Origin of the sequence: Achromobacter kerstersii, from assembly GCF_902859595.1 — a bacterium.
In the GTDB taxonomy this organism is placed as follows: domain Bacteria; phylum Pseudomonadota; class Gammaproteobacteria; order Burkholderiales; family Burkholderiaceae_B; genus Achromobacter; species Achromobacter kerstersii.
Genome location: NZ_CADIJQ010000011.1, coordinates 118,268 through 134,944, shown reverse-complemented (window position 1 = coordinate 134,944; position 16,677 = coordinate 118,268). Strand labels below are relative to the sequence as shown.

The window sequence follows — 16,677 nt, the reverse complement described above, 5'->3', positions numbered from 1 at the left end:
CGTCAAAGCAACGTCAAGCCGACGCCGGCCGGGGTTCAACCGGCGTCACCGGCTGTTCGCGCACCGGCAGGCACAGCAGCGCAGCGATGACGGCAAGCGCCACGCCCAGCCACCAGACCATGTCGTAATTGCCCGTCTTGGCGTAGGCATAGCCGCCCAGCCAGACGCCGGTGAAGCTGCCCAGTTGATGGCCCAGGAACACGATGCCCGACAGCGTGGCCGCGTAGCGCAGGCCGTAGATCTGCCCGATCAGCCCTTGCGTCAGCGGCACCGTGCCCAGCCAGAACAGCCCCATCCACGCCGCAAACGCGTACAGCACCCAGGCCGACAATGGCATCGCCAGCAATAGCAGAATGCCGAAGGCGCGCATGAAGTAGACCAGCGCCAACAGCCGCTTCTTGCTGTGCTTGCCGCCCAGCTTGCCCGCGTAGAACGACCCCACCACGTTGAACAGCCCGATCAGCGCCACGGCGGTTGCGCCCTGCCCCGGCGTCAGGCCGCCATCGGTGACGTAGGCCGGCAAGTGCAAGGTGATGAAGGCGGTGTGGAAGCCGCAGACGAAGTAGCTCCAGAACAGAAAGTGGAACGACGGGTGACGCACCGCTTGCCGCACGGCCGAGGCCAGCGACTGTTGCGGCCCCGACTGCGCATGCGGACGGCCCCGCAGGAAATAGGCCAGCGGCGCGGCGCAGGCCACGAACAGTGACAGCACCCACAACGCGCCCGGCCAATCCATGCCGGTGATCAGCGCCTGGCCGGTTGGCACCACGGCGAACTGGCCCAACGATCCGCCCGCGCTGGCGATGCCCATCGCGGTGCTGCGGTAGGCCGGCGGCACCGCGCGCGCCACCACCGGCAAGATCACCGGGAACGTGGTGCCCGCCTGCCCCAGCCCGACCAGCACGCCCGCAGTCAGGTACAGCGTGGTTTCGTCGGTGGCGAAGCGCGTGCCGATCATGCCCAGCATGTACAGCACCGCACCCAGCGCGATCGTGCGGCCCGAGCCGTAGCGGTCGGCCAGAATGCCCATGAAGATACAGGCCACGCCCCAGACCAGGTTCTGCAAGGCGAACGCCATGGAAAAGACGTCGCGGCCCCAGCCATGCGCCAGGCCCATCGGCTGCATGAAAAGACCAAAAGTGGCGCGCACGCCCATGGCAAGCAGCACCACCAGAGTGCCCAGGATGAGGGTGCGCGTGGAAATCGAATCGGTTTGGCTAGACATGAAACCCGTGTCTCGTTGTTGTGTGGGTCTGTGTCCCCTCCTCGGGACAGCTTTCGACATCTTATACAAATCGCCTTGGGCGAACCGGCAATAGCCATGCTGGCGCATCCCACATTTCCGACGGCGTGCGCCCCTGATCCCTAGGGCGTACCCCTACGACTAAGGTCGTGTGTCCGGCGAAGCGATGCGTCTCTATATTGGGCAGAGGCCCGCCGGGCATCACCGAGCGGGCCGCCCCGGACTTGCATGCCGTCCGGCAATAACAACAAGGAGACCCCACATGCCCTCCCCCGACACCACAGTCGCCGCCGTCCTCCGGCATCCCAAATATCAGGAATTACTGCGCCGCCGCAGCCAGACCAGCCTGCTGTTCTTCGCCATCGCCAGCGTCATCTACGCGGGCTTCATCCTGACCCTTGCATTCGACCCGGTCTTCTTCGCGCGCCCCATGCCGGGCATGACGATGAGCATCGGCGTGCTGACCGGCACGCTCGTCGTGTGCAGCGCCGTGGTGCTGATCTCGGCCTACGTCCATATCTCCAACACCGTCTTCGACCCCCTGCTGGCCGCCATCATCAAGGACGTGTCATGAAAAACAAAAAACTGGGCGGCGCATTGATCTTCGTGCTGGGCTGTGCGCTGGCAGGCGCCGCGCGCGCCGCCACGAACGCGCAAACCAGCACCTCCGCCATCGTCATGTTCCTGGTGTTCATTGCGGGCACCATGGGCATCACCTACTGGGCGGCCAAGCGCACGCACACCACCTCTGACTTCTACACAGCGGGCGGCGGCTTGTCGGGCTTTCAAAACGGCCTGGCCATTGCGGGCGACTATCTTTCCGCAGCCTCGTTCCTGGGCATTGCGGGCATGGTCTATGTCAGCGGCTTTGACGGCATGATCTACGCCATCGGCTTTCTGTTCGGCTGGCCGGTCGTGATGTTCCTGATTGCCGAACGCCTGCGTAATCTGGGCCGCTACAACTTTGCGGACGTGACGTCGTTCCGGCTGGCGCAGACGCCAATGCGCGTGCTGGCCGCCAGCGCGTCGTTGCTGATCATCGCGCTCTACCTGATCGCGCAGATGGTGGGCGCGGGCAAGCTCATCGTGCTGCTGTTCGGGCTGGACTACAACATCGCCGTGCTGATCGTGGGCTCGCTGATGATGATCTACGTCGCCTTTGGCGGCATGACGGCCACGACCTGGGTGCAGATCATCAAGGCCGTGCTGATGCTGTTTGGCGCCACGCTGATGACGGTGCTGGTGATGGCCGCCTTTGAATACAGCCCCGACGCGCTGTTGGCCGAAGCCGCGCGTGTGCATCCGTCGGGCATGGAACTGTTGGCGCCGGGCGCGGAAGTCAGCAGCAATCCGCTCAATGCCTTGTCGCTGGGCATCGCGCTGGCATTCGGCACCGCCGGGCTGCCGCACATCCTGATGCGCTTTTTCACCGTGTCCAACGCCAAGGAAGCGCGCAAGTCGGTCATCTACGCCAGTTCCTTCATCGGCTACTTCTACCTGCTCACCTTCATCATCGGCTTTGGCGCCGTGGCATTGCTGGTGCGGCATCCTGAGTATTACGTGACGGGCGCGGACGGCAGCTTCGACATGATGAAAAGCCTGATCGGCGGCACCAACATGGTGGCCGTGCATCTGGCCAACGCCGTGGGCGGCAACCTGTTGCTGGGCTTCCTGGCGGCCGTCACCTTCGCCACCATCGTCGCGGTGGTGGCGGGGCTGGCGCTGGCGGGCGCGGCGGCCATCTCGCATGACCTGTACGCTAACGTCATCGCCCGTGGCCGCGCCACCGAGCACCAGCAAATGCGCATATCGCGCTTGTCCACCATCGCGCTGGGCATCCTGGCCATTCTGCTGGGCATCGTGTTCGAAAACCAGAACGTGGCGTTCATGGTGGGACTGGCCTTCGCCATTGCCGCCAGCGCCAACTTCCCCGTGCTGGTGCTGTCGATTTCATGGCGCGGCTGCACCACGCGCGGCGCCACCATCGGCGGCTTTCTTGGCTTGGCCTCGGCCACGATCTGGGTCGTGTTGAGCACGACCGTGTGGGTGGACGTGTTCGGCTTCGCCACCCCCATCACGCCGTTTCCCAACCCGGGAATCCTGTCCATCCCGCTTGCCTTCTTCTCGATCTGGCTGTTCTCCAAGCTGGACCACAGCCCACGCGCTCAGCAGGAAGCCGCGGCATTTGACGCCCTGACCGTCCGCAGCCAGACGGGCATCGGCGCCACCACCGCCGTCGCCCATTAACCCCACACAGGAGCCACCATGGAACCCATCCGCGATCTCTATCCCGTGCCTCAGGGCTTTGCCGGGCCGGACACGGTGACGCAGGATCAATACCGCGCGTGCTATGCCGCGTCGCTCGCCGATCCCGATGCCTTCTGGGCGAATGCCGCACAGCGCGTGCAGTGGTATCGCAACCCCACGCAAATCCGCGACGTCAACCTTGATGCTGACGACTTCCGCATCCGCTGGTATGCCGATGGCGAATTGAATGTCAGCGTGAATTGTCTGGATCGGCATCTGGAAAAACGCGGCGACAAGGCCGCGCTGATCTGGGAGTCTGACGACCCTGACGAGCCCGCCCAACGCATCACGTACCGCGCGCTGCACGCCAAGGTCTGCAAAATGGGCAACGCGCTGCGCCGGCTGGGCATCGGCCGGGGCGACCGCGTCACGATCTACCTGCCCATGATTGTCGAGACCGTTGCCGCGATGCTGGCCTGCGCGCGCATCGGCGCCGTGCACAACGTGGTGTTCGGCGGATTCGCGCCCGCTTCCATTGCCGACCGCGTGCGCAACTGCGGCGCCAAAGCCATCATCACCGCCGACGAAGGCCGCCGCGCGGGCCGCCCCATTCCCTTGAAGGCCAACGTGGACGCCGCGCTCGACATGCCAGGCATGGAAGGCGTGCGCACGGTGCTGGTCGTGAAGCACACGGGCGCATCCATCCCGATGAAGGCCGAACGCGATTACTGGCTCGACCGCCTGATGGACCGCGAGCCGGACGAGTGCATTCCCGAACGCATGAACGCCGAAGACCCGCTCTTCATCCTCTACACGTCCGGCAGCACCGGCAAGCCCAAGGGCATGCTGCACACGACGGGCGGCTACCTGGTGTATGCGTCCTACACGCACGCCGCCATTTTCGACATCCGCGACAGCGACGTGTTCTGGTGCACGGCCGACGTGGGCTGGATCACCGGCCACAGCTATCTGGTGTATGGGCCGCTGGCCAACGGCGCAACGTCGTTGATGTTCGAAGGCGTGCCCAGCTATCCGGACGCCTCGCGCTTCTGGCAAGTGATCGACAAACATCAAGTCACCATCTTCTACACCGCCCCCACCGCCATCCGCGCGCTGATGCGCGAAGGCGCCGAGCCCGTGCGGCGCACGTCGCGCGAGTCGTTGCGCTTGCTGGGCAGCGTGGGCGAACCCATCAACCCCGAAGCGTGGCGCTGGTATCACGATGTGGTGGGCGAAGGCCGCTGCCCCATCGTCGATACCTGGTGGCAGACGGAAACCGGCGGCATCCTGATTTCACCGTTACCAGGCGCCACGGCGTGCAAGCCGGGCGCGGCCAGCATGCCGTTCTTCGGCATCCAGCCCGAGTTGGTCGATGTGAAAACCGGCACGGTGATTCAAGGGCCGGGCGAAGGCAACCTGTTCATCCGCGGTTCGTGGCCCGGGCAGGCGCGGTCGGTGTATGGCGACGAGCAGCGCTACATCCAGGGCTGCTTCAAGGACTATCCCGGCATGTACTTCACCGGCGACAGCTGCCGCCGCGATGAAGACGGCGACTACTGGATCACCGGCCGCGTGGACGACGTGTTGAACGTCAGCGGCCACCGCATCGGCACGGCCGAATTGGAAAGCGCGCTGGTGTCGCATCCGAAGGTGGCGGAAGCGGCGGTCGTGGGGTTCGCACACGACATCAAGGGCCAGGGCATCTACGTGTATGTCACGTTGAAAACCGGCACGTCGCAGTCTGACAGCTTGCGCCAGGAACTGGTGGCGCACGTGCGCCGCGAGATCGGGCCCATCGCCACGCCCGACCATCTGCAATGGGCGCCCAGCCTGCCCAAGACGCGCTCGGGCAAGATCATGCGGCGCATTCTGCGCAAGATCGCCGAGAACACCATCGACGACTTGGGCGACATCACCACGCTGGCTGACCCGTCCGTCGTGCAAGCGCTGGTGCGCGAACGGCGTGTGGCATGATCGGCCGATGCCTGTTCTGCTCATTGCCGACGATCACCCGCTGTTCCGCGACGCCCTGCGAGGGGTGATTGATCGGGTGATGCCCGGCGCCGTCATCCATGAAGCCGACCAGATCAGCGCGCTTTACGATCTGGTCGACTCCTGCCCCGATGCCGACCTGCTGCTGCTGGATCTGGACATGCCCGGGTCGTCCGGCCTGGGCCCGCTGATTCATCTGCGCGGCCAGCAGCCGCAACTGCCGATCGTCATCGTGTCGGCGCATGAAGATCCGCTCTTGATACGCCGGGCGCTGGCGCATGGCGTGATGGGCTTCATCCCGAAATCTTCCGATGCCGATACCTTGGGCACGGCGCTGTTGCATGTGCTGGACGGCGGCACCTGGCAGCCCGAGACCGGCTACGGCGCCACCGGGCCAGCCTGCACAACCGCCGCGCCTTCGCCGGAAAAGTCATTGGCGGCCAGCGTGCGGGAACTGACGCCGCAGCAGTTCCGTGTGCTGCAAATGGTGGGTGCAGGCCTGTTGAACAAGCAGATCGCCCATGAGCTGCGCGTGTCTGAAGCCACCATCAAAGCGCACATGACTTCCATCATGCGTAAGCTCGGCGTCACCAACCGCACGCAGGCGGTGTTGATTGCGGGCCGGCTGGGCTTGAACACGTGGCGCTACGGCGCCAAGTTCTGATCGCGCAACTGCGCAGATAAAAACGCGCGCAGCGACGCCGGTTTGATCGGCTTGGCCAATACCCGGTAGCCGCGCAATCGCGCCGCGTGCTTCAAGGCGTCGCCGCCGTCGGTTGACAACAATGCGCCGCGCACGCCGGGCGTAGCCGCCCGCAAGACGTCCAGGCTGTTCAGCCCATCCAGCCGATCACAGAGGTGATAGTCAACCAGCAGCACATCGGGTTGATGGCGCATCAGCGCCAGCGCGTCGTTCAGGTGGGTTGCACACAGCACGCTGGCCTGCCAGCGTTCCAGCAAGGCCTGCAAGCCGCTTAAATGATGGGGATCATTGTCCAGGCACAACACACGCAAGCCTTGCAAGGACGCCGGCGGCAAAGGCGTAAGCGGCATCGCTGCCCGGCCTGACCAGGGCGCAGGCACGCGCGGCACGCGAATCGAGAACACACTGCCGCGATGCATTTCAGACCGGACATCCAGCGCGTGCTCCAGCAGCATCGCAAAGCGCCGGCAGATGGACAGGCCCAGCCCAAAGCCCCGGCCGCCGCGGCTCAAGGGCTGCTCATAGCGGTGGAACTCGTCGTAGATCCAGCGCAGCTGATGCGCCGGAATGCCCGGCCCCGTGTCCCACACCTGCAACGCAACCTCACCACCCCTAGGTCTGGCGCACAGCAGGATGCGGCCGCTGTGGGTGTAGCGCAGCGCATTGGCCAGCAGGTTCTGCAACATGCGCCACAGCAGACGCGGATCGCTGCGTATATAAAGTGGGCCGCGTGCATGCAGGCGCAGTTGCAGGCCGGCGCGCAACGCCAGTTCGCCGTACTGGTCCGCCAGCTGGCGCAACATCGGTTGCACATCGAAGTCGCTGAGCGCCGGCTTGAGTGCCCCGGCATTCAAGCGGGAAATATCCAGCAGGCCGTCCAACAGTTCTTCGGCCGCGCGCAGTGACGTATTGATCCGCTCGGCCAGATGACGTTGCTCTTCGGGCTTGTCCTCGTCATGCAGGGCCGAGGCGAACAGGCGCGCGGCGTTGATGGGTTGCAGCACGTCATGGCTCACCGCCATCAGGAACTGGGTGCGCGAGCGTTGCGCAAGCTCGGCCTCGCGCTCGGTGCGTTTGAAATCCGTGATGTCGCTGTAGCTGGTGACATACCCGCCACGGGGCAAGGGCCGCCCATGCCACTCCACCACCCGGCCCGACCGCAGCGTGCGCTGGTGGCGGTAGGCAGACCCGGCCTGCATGAAAGCGATCCGCCTGCGAACCAGTCTTTCAATATCCAGCCCCGGCCCCGCGCCGAATTTGCCGCGCCGCGCGTTGAAGCGGATGACATCGGCCACGGGACGCCCCACCCGCAGCAGACCCTCGGGGTAATCGAAGAAGCGCTGGTATTGCCGGTTCCATGCCACCAGCCGCATCTTTGCATCGACCACGCTGACGCCTTGCTCCAGATGTTCCAGCGCGGCCAGCACATCGGGCGCCCGGCCGCCTGCGCGCAGGCTGGGCGCCAGCCGGACAGCGGCCAGCCCCAGCGCGGCGAAGGTCAACAAGGCAAGCGCAAGCCAGCCCAGCATCATGGCGCGTGTCTCCTGCGTTCAGGGAGGGTGCCGCGGGCGGTTCGTTTTTCTGATCGTGGGCCGGCGGCGCTGCGGGCATTATGCCGTCGGCACGGCCACGCGGACGGCCTTCGCCCAATTTTCAGACTGGTCCTAAATTTGGCGCAGGAATCGTGCCCTGATTTGGGGCTCGCTGCGGCTGCTGATAGACTTGCGTCCTGCTCAGACTGCCGCGCCCGCAGTGATAAACTCTGGCCCGGAAGATTCTCTGCAATATCAAAACGTTAGTGTCGTTTTGACTGTCTCGCCGTAGTTAAATGGATATAACCGGCCCCTCCTAAGGGTCAATTGGTGGTTCGATTCCACCCGGCGAGGCCATCCCCCGGCCTCGATCCCGACGCCTGCCCCCCCAAAATTTTCCGCACGTTCAGCCAGATGAGGGTTAATCCGGGCTACGCTCACGCGCCTTGCGCCGTTAGCTTCTCATGTCGCGCCTTGTGACGAATTGAAGCGACGTCAATACGTCACCGATATTTTTTTCAGTCATCATTGCGAATCGCCTTGCGTACAACTTAATGTGCTGTTTAAATTCGACGCGTAAGCCCCTAATTCATCTGGACTTTTCCTGAACCGACGTCCCGCCGGCTTAAGAAATACTTCTTCACAGACTGACAAGCCTGCTCAAACCATGGCATTTTCCTGGAAACGTGCAATTGCGAACGCGGTAGCGCCGGCGGCGCTGGCGCTGTGCGCGCTCCTGCCCCCTGCCGCGCAAGCCGCAAAGAATTCCGACCCTTGCAAGACGAACGCCAAATCGGCGGCCTGCAAGGCGCAACAAGCCAAGAAAGCTCCCGCTCCGAAAGCCGCCTCTGGCAAGAGCTCGGCCGGCAAACAAGCCGCCCCTGCCGCCAAAAAGGCCGCCCCGCCCAAGTCTTCGTCCACCGCCAAGAAGGCGGCCCCGCCCAAGGGCGGCAAGCAAGCGGCCGGCAAGGCCACGCCCCCCAAGAAGACGGCCGCCGCCTCGGGCAAGAACGGCAAACCGAATAAACCCGCCGCCGGCCGTGGCCGCTCGGGCGCAGCCGCGTCCGCCGCGATGCCGCCGCCCGCGGCATCGGTGCGCGCCGAAGCCGCCGCGCTGCGTTCCAGCACCGCCTATGTGCAAGACCTGGAAACGTCGACCGTCCTGTTCGCCAAAAATGAAAACGTCGTGCGCCCCATCGCTTCGATCTCGAAGCTGATGACCGCGGTGGTTGTGGTCGACGCCAACCTGCCGATGGATGAAATGCTTGAAATCACCGACGACGATGTCGATGGTCTGAAGCACACCACCTCGCGGCTGCGCGTGGGCACGAAGCTGTCACGCGGCGACATGCTGCATCTGGCGCTGATGTCATCCGAGAACCGCGCCGCCAACGCGCTGGGCCGCCACTATCCGGGCGGCTTGCCCGCTTTTGTCGCGGCGATGAACGCCAAGGCGCAATCGCTGGGCATGACCAGCACGCGCTTCATTGAGCCGACCGGCCTGTCGAGCAACAACGTGTCGTCGCCGCATGATCTGGCCCGCCTGCTGCGCGCCGCCTCGCAGCGTCCGCTGATCCATCGCTACTCGACCGACACCGAGTACGACGTCGAGATCAACAACCGCACGCAGACCTTCCGCAACACTAACCTGCTGGTGCGCAAGCCCGACTGGGACATCAAGGTCTCCAAGACGGGCTACATCAACGAAGCCGGCGAATGCTTGGTGATGCTGGCCCGCATCAATGGCCGCGATCTGGCGATCGTGCTGCTGGACTCGCAAGGCAAGCTGTCGCGCATCGGGGATGCCGTACGCATCCGCCGCATTGTGCAAAACGAAGTCGCGCTGGCGTCGATTCAGCCGGGCGGTTGAACCCCGCTGCTTAACCCGGCTGTTACGCCCCCGGCGCTTCTCGCCACAAAAAAAGGCCCGATCTTCATCGGGCCTTTTTCATGCGCACGCGGGCGGACTCGAGGGCGGACTCGAACTACGCCGCCACGGGCCGCTTGCTGCGCAAGGGTTTGGCGTCATACATCGAGGCAGGCAGCCCTTCCAGCACGGCCTGCGCGTTTAGCGACCGGATCGGCACCGCCGCATCCGGCGGAATGCGCCCATCGGCCTGCAACAGCTGATAGCGCAGACAACATACCCGCAGGAAAGAGGTGAAGTTGGCGGCCTCGCCACGGTACTCGGTGAGTTCGTCGTATAGGCGTTCGATCAGCTGCGTGACGCGCATGCCGTCACGCCCGGCGATTTCTTCCAGCACCTGCCAGAACAACTGCTCCAGCCGCAAGCTGGTTGCCACGCCATGCAGGCGCAGCGAACGGGTTTCGGGCGCGTAGGACTGTTCGCTCGCGCGGATGAAGATTTCACACATGAGAGCTCCTGAAGCGGGGCCGGCGACGCGCTGGGGTGGCGCCGCTGGACAACGCGCTTGGATGGTCACGCTTGGATGGTCACTCTTGGATGGTCACTCTTGGACGTAGCGCTGAGCCGCGCGTCGCCGGTGGGTCACTGTACGACGTTTGCCGCGCAGCCTGCAAGACGCGGCGCGCCCTAGGCCGTTCGGGCCGAGCCCCGCCATTCTGCAACGACACGTTTCCTGACAGTCATCCATTCCGGCTCGGTTGATATAAATCATGGACTCGACAGTGCGAGCGTTCGAGCATAGTGAAACTGATCAGACTTCGGAGGCAGAGATGGAAAAGACCATGAAGGCCGCAGTTGCACGAGCATTTGGCAAACCCCTGGTAATCGAAGAAGTCGCAGTGCCCCGCCCCGGTCCGGGTGAACTGCTGGTGAAGATCGAAGCCTGCGGCGTGTGTCATACCGACTTGCACGCCGTCCAAGGCGACTGGCCCGTCAAACCCAATCCCCCCTTCATTCCCGGCCACGAAGGCGTGGGCCACGTTGTGGCGGTGGGCGCGGGCGTGACGCACGTCAAGGAAGGCGACCGCGTGGGCATCCCGTGGCTGTATTCCGCCTGCGGCCATTGCGAGCACTGCCTGGGCGGCTGGGAAACCCTGTGTGAACAGCAGCAGAACGCCGGCTACTCCGTCAACGGCGGCTTTGCCGAATACGCGCTGGCCGCCGCCGATTATGTGGGGCTGCTGCCGAAAAACGTGGGCTTCGTCGACATCGCCCCCGTGCTGTGCGCGGGCGTCACCGTCTACAAGGGCCTGAAGATGACGGACACCCGCCCGGGCAACTGGGTGGTGATTTCGGGGATAGGCGGGCTGGGCCATATGGCGGTGCAATACGCCAAGGCCATGGGCCTGAACGTAGCCGCCGTCGACATCGACGACACGAAGCTGGACCTGGCGCGGCGCCTGGGCGCGGAAGTCACCGTGAACGCGAAGACCACCGACCCCGCCGCGTACCTGAAGCGCGAAATTGGCGGTGCGCATGGGGCGCTGATTACGGCCGTATCGCCCAAGGCGTTCGAACAGGCGATGGGCATGGTGCGGCGCGGCGGAACCGTGGCGCTCAATGGCCTGCCTCCCGGCGACTTCCCGCTGTCGATCTTCGACATGGTGTTGAACGGCGTTACCGTGCGCGGCTCCATCGTGGGGTCGCGGCTGGACTTGCAGGAGTCGCTGCAATTTGCCGAGGAAGGCAAGGTGCACGCCACCGTCGCCACGGAACGCCTGGAGAACATCAACAGTGTGTTTGACCGCATGAAGCAAGGGCAGATCGAAGGCCGAATCGTGCTGGACTTTGCCTGAACCGCCTTAGCGCGACCCCTGACATGCAAAGGCTCCCGGGGCGTGGATGCCCCGGGAGCCTTATTCGCTTCCGCAAACGGGAGCGGCGCTGCGGATAGCGGATCAGCGCATCGCGCCGTCACGCAATCACCAAATCGTCGCGTCAGTGCGTGATTTTCGTGCCCAACACCACCAGGAACTGCGACAGCCATGCCGGGTGCGCGGGCCAGGCCGGGGCGGTCACCAGGTTGCCATCGGTATAGGCTTGGTCGATGCCGATTTCGGCATAGGTGCCGCCGGCCAAACGCACTTCGGGTGCGCAAGCCGGGTACGCCGAGCACGTGCGGCCTTTGAGGATGCCGGCGGCGGCCAGCAGTTGCGCGCCGTGGCAAACGGCCGCGATCGGCTTACCGGCCTGATCGAAATAACGCACGATATCCAGCACCTTTTCGTTCAAGCGCAGGTATTCCGGTGCACGGCCGCCCGGAATCACCAGGCCGTCATACGAGGCCGGTTCGACGCGGTCGAAGTCGAAATTCAGCGCAAAGTTGTGCCCGCGCTTTTCGCTGTAGGTCTGGTCGCCTTCAAAATCGTGAATGGCGGTGGCGATGGTGTCGCCGGCTTTCTTGTCCGGGCAGACCGCATGCACCGTATGCCCCACGGCCAGCAGCGTCTGGAACGGCACCATGGTTTCGTAGTCTTCGGCGTAATCGCCGACCAGCATCAATAGTCTCTTGCTCATGAATGTCTCCTTGGGATGGGGGATGGCGGCGCCGGTTGCACACCCGTCAGGCCGGGCTCCGGTTCTTGATGTTCTGCGTCCATTGTGCCTGCTGCCGATTCGCCGCTGGTGGTAGTGGGATACCACGCCGGGTCACGAGCGCCGCCCCAAGGCTGACCCGCTCTACTCCAGCGCCACCGACACGGGTTTTGCGCCCAGCACCGTGACAAGCGCCTGGGGATCAATCCCCACCAGATACCCGCGCCGCCCGCCGTTGATATACACGACGGGGTATTCCAGCACCTCGGCTTCGACCCAGACCGGCATTTTCTTGCGCGTGCCAAACGGCGAGGTGCCGCCGACCTGATACCCGGAATGCCGCTGCGCGACTTCAGGCTTGCAGGGTTCGACTTTCTTCAGCCCTGCCTGACGCGCCAGATTCTTCGTGGAGACCTCGCGGTCGCCATGCATGACCACGATCAGCGGCTTGGCGGATTCGTCTTCCATGACCAGCGTCTTCACCACCGCATGCGGGTCCAGGCCCAGCTGGCGCGCGGCCTCGCCTGCGCCGCCGTGATCCACATAGTCATAGGTGTGTTCCGTGTAGGCCACCTTGTTCTGCTTCAGCATTTGGGTGGCGGGCGTTTCGGAGACGTGGCGGGCTTTGCTCATGGGTAGGCCGGGTGAAAAAAGGAAAAGTGTAAGACAGGGTGAACAATGACGGTTCGCGCGTCAGCCGCGCGGATGGTGGGCCGCATGCAGCGCCTTCAAGCGTTCGCGGGCGACGTGGGTGTAGATCTGGGTCGTGGAAATATCCGCGTGACCCAGCAGCATCTGCACAACCCGCAAGTCGGCGCCGTGGTTCAACAAGTGGGTCGCGAACGCATGGCGCAACACGTGCGGCGACAGCGGCGCATGGATGTCGGCCAGCAGCGCGTACTTCTTCACCAACTGCCAGAAGGCTTGGCGCGACATCGCTTCGGCGCGGCCGGTGATGAAGAGCGCATCGCTTTGACGGCCCGCCGCCAGCTCGGGCCGGGCGGTCTTCAGGTACTGATCGATCCAGTGCGCGGCCTCTGCGCCCAGCGGCACCAGGCGGTCCTTGCCGCCCTTGCCCAGCACCACGCGCACGACACCTTCATTCAGGCTGACGTCCAGCGCGCGCACGCCCACCAGTTCAGACACGCGCAAGCCGGTGGCGTACAGCGTTTCCAGCATGGCGCGGTCGCGCAGGCCACGTGCCTGGCTGAGGTCGGGCGCGCGCAGCAAGGCGTCCACTTGTGATTCCGACAGCGTCTTGGGCAAGCGCGGCGGCTGCTTGGCGGCGATCAAGGTCAGGCAAGGGTCGCGTTCGGCGCGGTGTTCGCGCAAGGCCCAGGCATAGAAGCGGCGCAGCGCGGCCAGCCGGCGGTTGGCGGTGGTGGCGCGCGTTTCGTCGTGGCGGAAGGCGAACCAGGCTTCGATGTCGGCTTTGCCGGCGTCGCAGAGCGTCTTGGCGGGGCCGACGGGCAACGCATGCGCCGAGGCGGCGTCGCCGTAGCGGTCGGCCATTTCGCGGGCATAGGCTTCGGGGTCTTCCAGCCAGCGGGCAAAGCCGGTCAGGTCGCGGCGGTAGGCGGCCAGGGTGTTGGCTGACAGGCCGTCTTCCAGCCAGACGGCGTCGATGAAGGCGTCGATATCGCCTTGGGAAGCCAGGGGCGCTTTAAGGATGGACATATTGCGGGTTACCTATCGCCCACGCCGGCGGCTGCCGACTTCAGCCAGGTTTCAAACAGCTTGAGCGCATCAGACCGTTCGCTGCGCTGCGGGTAGCCGAAGTAATAGCCCTGGCTAACGGTCAGCGATTGCGGCACCGGCATCGTCAATGTGCCAAGGTCTAGCGCCGGCTGCGCCAGGAAGCGCGGCATCAGGCCCACGCCCAGCCCTGCCTGCACGGCCGCCATCACCATGGTGAAGAGTTCATAGCGCGGGCCGCCCGCCGCCTGCGGGCCGTACAGATGGTTATTGGCGGCATACCACTGCCGCCACGCGTCGGGCCGCGACGCCAGGTGCAGGTGCGTCATGCCGGCCAAGGCGCTCACGCCCGCGTCCGTCTGCTGCGCCACGCGCGCCGCCAGTTGCGGCGCGCATACCGGCACCAATTCGCGTTCGGGGAACAGCAGCACGCCCTGCGTGCCGGGCCACAGGCCGTCGCCATGGTAAAGCGCGCCATCAAAGGGCTGATCCTTGAACTGGAACGGCAAAGTGCGCACTGACAAGCTGACGGTGATATCGGCGTGTTCCGCTTGAAAATCCGCCAGACGCGGGATCAGCCAGGTGGTGGCCAACGTGGGCACGACGGCAATGTGGATGCTGCGGCCCATGCCCGTCCGGCTGACCAGGCCAAAGGTGTCTTTTTCGATCTGGTCCAAATGGTGACGAATCCGCCCGGCGTATTCCGCCCCGTGGTCCGTCAGCACGATGCGGCGGCGCACGCGGGTGAACAACTGCACGCCCAGCCGCGACTCCAGGCTGGCCACCTGCCGGTAAACGGCGCTGTGCGTCAGGGACAGTTCCTCGGCCGCGCGGGAAAAACTGCCCAGCCGGGCCGATGCTTCGAACGCCTGGAGCGCGCTCAGATTGGGAATGCCGTTTCTCATGGAGCGGAGTATTTGCCTGAAATCGGCCTGAAATCGGCCTGAGACCCGTCGAAACCGGTCGCGGCGCAACGAGACACTACGTGCCGGGGGATCACTAGATTGTGCAATTTTATCAATTGCGTTGTGCACTCAAGGCACATATCCTCAAGAGTCTTATCCTCGGCTACCCACGACACCCCACCATGTCTCAGCAAGATTCCCGCCTTGGCGGTCACATTCTGGTCGACCAACTGGTCGCCCAGGGCGTCAAACACGTTTTCTGCGTTCCCGGCGAGAGCTATCTGGCGGTGCTGGACGGCCTGCACGATGCGGATATCAAGGTTACCGTCTGCCGCCAGGAAGGCGGCGCGGCGATGATGGCTGACGCCCACGGCAAACTGACCGGCGAACCCGGCATCTGCATGGTGACTCGTGGCCCGGGCGCGTCCAACGCGCTGGCCGGCGTGCACATCGCCAAGCAGGACTCCACCCCGCTGATCCTGTTCGTGGGCCAGATCGAACGCGGCATGCGCGAGCGTGAAGCCTTCCAGGAAATGGACTACCGCGCCGTGTTCGGCACGCAGGCCAAGTGGGTCACCGAGATCGACCAGGTCGAACGCATTCCCGAACTGATTTCGCGCGCTTTCCACATTGCCACGTCCGGCCGTCCCGGCCCCGTCGTGATCGCCTTGCCGGAAGACATGCTGGTTGAAGCCGCCAAGGTGGCCGACGCCCCGCGCTACGAACTGATCGACTCCGCCCCCACGGCCGGCCAGCTGGCCGACCTGGAAAAGCTGCTGGCCGACGCCAAGAACCCCGTCGCCATCCTGGGCGGCACGCGCTGGGATGCCCGCGCCGTGCAACAGTTTGCCGACTTCGCGCAGCGCCACGCGCTGCCTACGGCCGTGTCGTTCCGCCGCCAGATGCTGTTCCCCGCCGACCACCCTTGCTTCGTCGGTGACGTGGGCCTGGGCATCAACCCGGCGCTGCTCAAGCGCGTGGCCGACGCCGACCTGATTCTGCTGGTGGGCGGCCGCATGTCCGAGAACCCCAGCCAGGCCTACACGCTGCTGGACATTCCGGTTCCGAAGCAAAAGCTGGTGCATGTGCACCCCGACACCGCCGAACTCGGCCGCGTCTACCGCGCAACGCTGGCCATCAACACGTCGCCGGCCGCATTTGCGGAATCGCTGGCTGGCCTGAAGGCCCCCGCCAAGCCCGTGTGGGCCGAAGGCACCCAGGCCATGCGCGAGTCGTACCTGAAATGGAGCGACCCGGAAACCATCACCACGCCGGGCGCGCTGCAAATGGGCCAGGTGATGGCCTACCTGGAAAAGTCGTTGCCGGCGGACGCCATCATGACCAACGGCGCGGGCAACTACGCCACCTGGCTGCACCGCTTCCACCGCTTCACGCGCTTTGGCACGCAGCTGGCGCCCACCTCGGGTTCCATGGGCTATGGCCTGCCGGCCGCCGTAGGCGCCAAGCGCGTCTGGCCTGACAAAACCGTTGTCTGCTTTGCAGGCGACGGCTGCTTCCTGATGCACGGCCAGGAGTTCGCCACCGCCGTCCAGTACGACCTGCCCATCATCGTGGTGCTGGTCGACAACGGCATGTACGGCACCATCCGCATGCACCAGGAAAAGCACTACCCCGGCCGCGTGTCGGCAACCGAACTCAAGAACCCGGACTTCGCCGACTACGCGCGCGCTTTTGGCGGCCACGGCGAACGCGTCGAGACCACCGACCAGTTCGGCCCGGCCTTCGAACGCGCGCTGGCCAGCGGCAAGCCGGCCATCCTGCATTGCTTCATCGACCCTGAAACCATCACCCCGTCGACGACCTTGGAAAAGATCCGCGACGCGGCATTGAAAGCCCAGCACTGAATCCCGATCAGGCGGTAATTTCCGGCGGCGCGC

14 protein-coding genes and 1 tRNA gene are annotated in these 16,677 nt (G+C 64.8%); 8 read left to right on the top strand and 7 right to left on the bottom strand.

From position 1 onward, the window contains the following. Positions 1 to 13 precede the first annotated feature (13 nt). Positions 14 to 1,225: an MFS transporter gene (locus HV765_RS26110; protein ID WP_054422469.1), complete on the bottom strand. Its 1,212-nt coding sequence runs from the start codon at positions 1,223 to 1,225 to the stop codon at positions 14 to 16. Between the two features lie 280 nt (positions 1,226 to 1,505). On the opposite strand from HV765_RS26110, the gene HV765_RS26105 reads away from it, so the two are divergent. The 4 genes from HV765_RS26105 to HV765_RS26090 are packed head-to-tail and all read left to right on the top strand — an operon-like array spanning position 1,506 to position 6,146. Then, positions 1,506 to 1,817, top strand: a complete 312-nt coding sequence (locus HV765_RS26105) for a DUF485 domain-containing protein (protein ID WP_175171463.1) — start codon at positions 1,506 to 1,508, stop codon at positions 1,815 to 1,817. After that, entirely contained in the window at positions 1,814 to 3,490 is a 1,677-nt protein-coding gene (gene actP, locus HV765_RS26100; RefSeq protein ID WP_175171462.1) for a cation/acetate symporter ActP, read from the top strand. The genes HV765_RS26105 and actP overlap by 4 nt, the downstream gene beginning before the upstream one ends. An 18-nt stretch (positions 3,491 to 3,508) precedes the next feature. Then, complete coding sequence (gene acs / locus HV765_RS26095; RefSeq protein ID WP_175171461.1) at positions 3,509 to 5,464, top strand: acetate--CoA ligase; 1,956 nt, start codon at positions 3,509 to 3,511, stop codon at positions 5,462 to 5,464. Between the two features lie 7 nt (positions 5,465 to 5,471). After that, positions 5,472 to 6,146: a response regulator transcription factor gene (locus HV765_RS26090; RefSeq protein WP_175171460.1), complete on the top strand. Its 675-nt coding sequence runs from the start codon at positions 5,472 to 5,474 to the stop codon at positions 6,144 to 6,146. Here the strand turns inward: HV765_RS26090 and HV765_RS26085 are convergent. Then, positions 6,128 to 7,717 (bottom strand): hybrid sensor histidine kinase/response regulator, encoded by a 1,590-nt coding sequence (locus HV765_RS26085; protein ID WP_175171459.1) that lies wholly within the window; start codon positions 7,715 to 7,717, stop codon positions 6,128 to 6,130. The genes HV765_RS26090 and HV765_RS26085 overlap by 19 nt on opposite strands. Positions 7,718 to 7,999: 282 nt before the next feature. Here HV765_RS26085 and HV765_RS26080 point away from each other — a divergent pair. After that, positions 8,000 to 8,074: transfer RNA gene (locus HV765_RS26080), tRNA-Arg, on the top strand. A 310-nt stretch (positions 8,075 to 8,384) separates the two neighbouring features. Then, on the top strand, positions 8,385 to 9,587 hold the full coding sequence (gene pbpG, locus HV765_RS26075) for a D-alanyl-D-alanine endopeptidase (RefSeq protein ID WP_054422474.1): 1,203 nt from the start codon (positions 8,385 to 8,387) through the stop codon (positions 9,585 to 9,587). Positions 9,588 to 9,702: 115 nt separating this feature from the next. Here the strand turns inward: pbpG and HV765_RS26070 are convergent, their stop codons facing one another. Next, entirely contained in the window at positions 9,703 to 10,092 is a 390-nt protein-coding gene (locus tag HV765_RS26070) for a ribbon-helix-helix domain-containing protein (protein ID WP_054422475.1), read from the bottom strand. Positions 10,093 to 10,414: 322 nt separating this feature from the next. Here HV765_RS26070 and adhP point away from each other — a divergent pair, with 322 nt between their 5' ends. Further along, the gene (gene adhP, locus HV765_RS26065; protein WP_054422476.1) at positions 10,415 to 11,440 is read left to right on the top strand and encodes an alcohol dehydrogenase AdhP; all 1,026 of its coding nucleotides are present in this window, start codon (positions 10,415 to 10,417) and stop codon (positions 11,438 to 11,440) included. A 142-nt stretch (positions 11,441 to 11,582) separates the two neighbouring features. Here the strand turns inward: adhP and HV765_RS26060 are convergent, their stop codons facing one another. From HV765_RS26060 to HV765_RS26045, 4 genes are all read right to left on the bottom strand, one after another. Further along, the gene (locus HV765_RS26060; protein ID WP_175171458.1) at positions 11,583 to 12,161 is read right to left on the bottom strand and encodes a DJ-1/PfpI family protein; all 579 of its coding nucleotides are present in this window, start codon (positions 12,159 to 12,161) and stop codon (positions 11,583 to 11,585) included. 162 nt (positions 12,162 to 12,323) lie between these two features. Next, positions 12,324 to 12,812 carry a Cys-tRNA(Pro) deacylase gene (ybaK, locus tag HV765_RS26055; RefSeq protein ID WP_054422478.1) on the bottom strand — a complete coding sequence of 163 codons (489 nt, stop codon included), beginning with the start codon at positions 12,810 to 12,812 and terminating at the stop codon, positions 12,324 to 12,326. Between the two features lie 60 nt (positions 12,813 to 12,872). Next, positions 12,873 to 13,856, bottom strand: coding sequence for a site-specific tyrosine recombinase XerD (gene xerD / locus HV765_RS26050; RefSeq protein WP_054422479.1), 984 nt, complete (start codon positions 13,854 to 13,856; stop codon positions 12,873 to 12,875). Positions 13,857 to 13,864: 8 nt separating this feature from the next. Then, positions 13,865 to 14,779, bottom strand: a complete 915-nt coding sequence (locus HV765_RS26045; protein ID WP_175171457.1) for a LysR substrate-binding domain-containing protein — start codon at positions 14,777 to 14,779, stop codon at positions 13,865 to 13,867. 182 nt (positions 14,780 to 14,961) lie between these two features. Between HV765_RS26045 and HV765_RS26040 the strand changes: the two genes are divergently transcribed. Further along, positions 14,962 to 16,644 (top strand): thiamine pyrophosphate-binding protein, encoded by a 1,683-nt coding sequence (locus HV765_RS26040; protein WP_175171456.1) that lies wholly within the window; start codon positions 14,962 to 14,964, stop codon positions 16,642 to 16,644. Positions 16,645 to 16,677 lie beyond the last annotated feature (33 nt).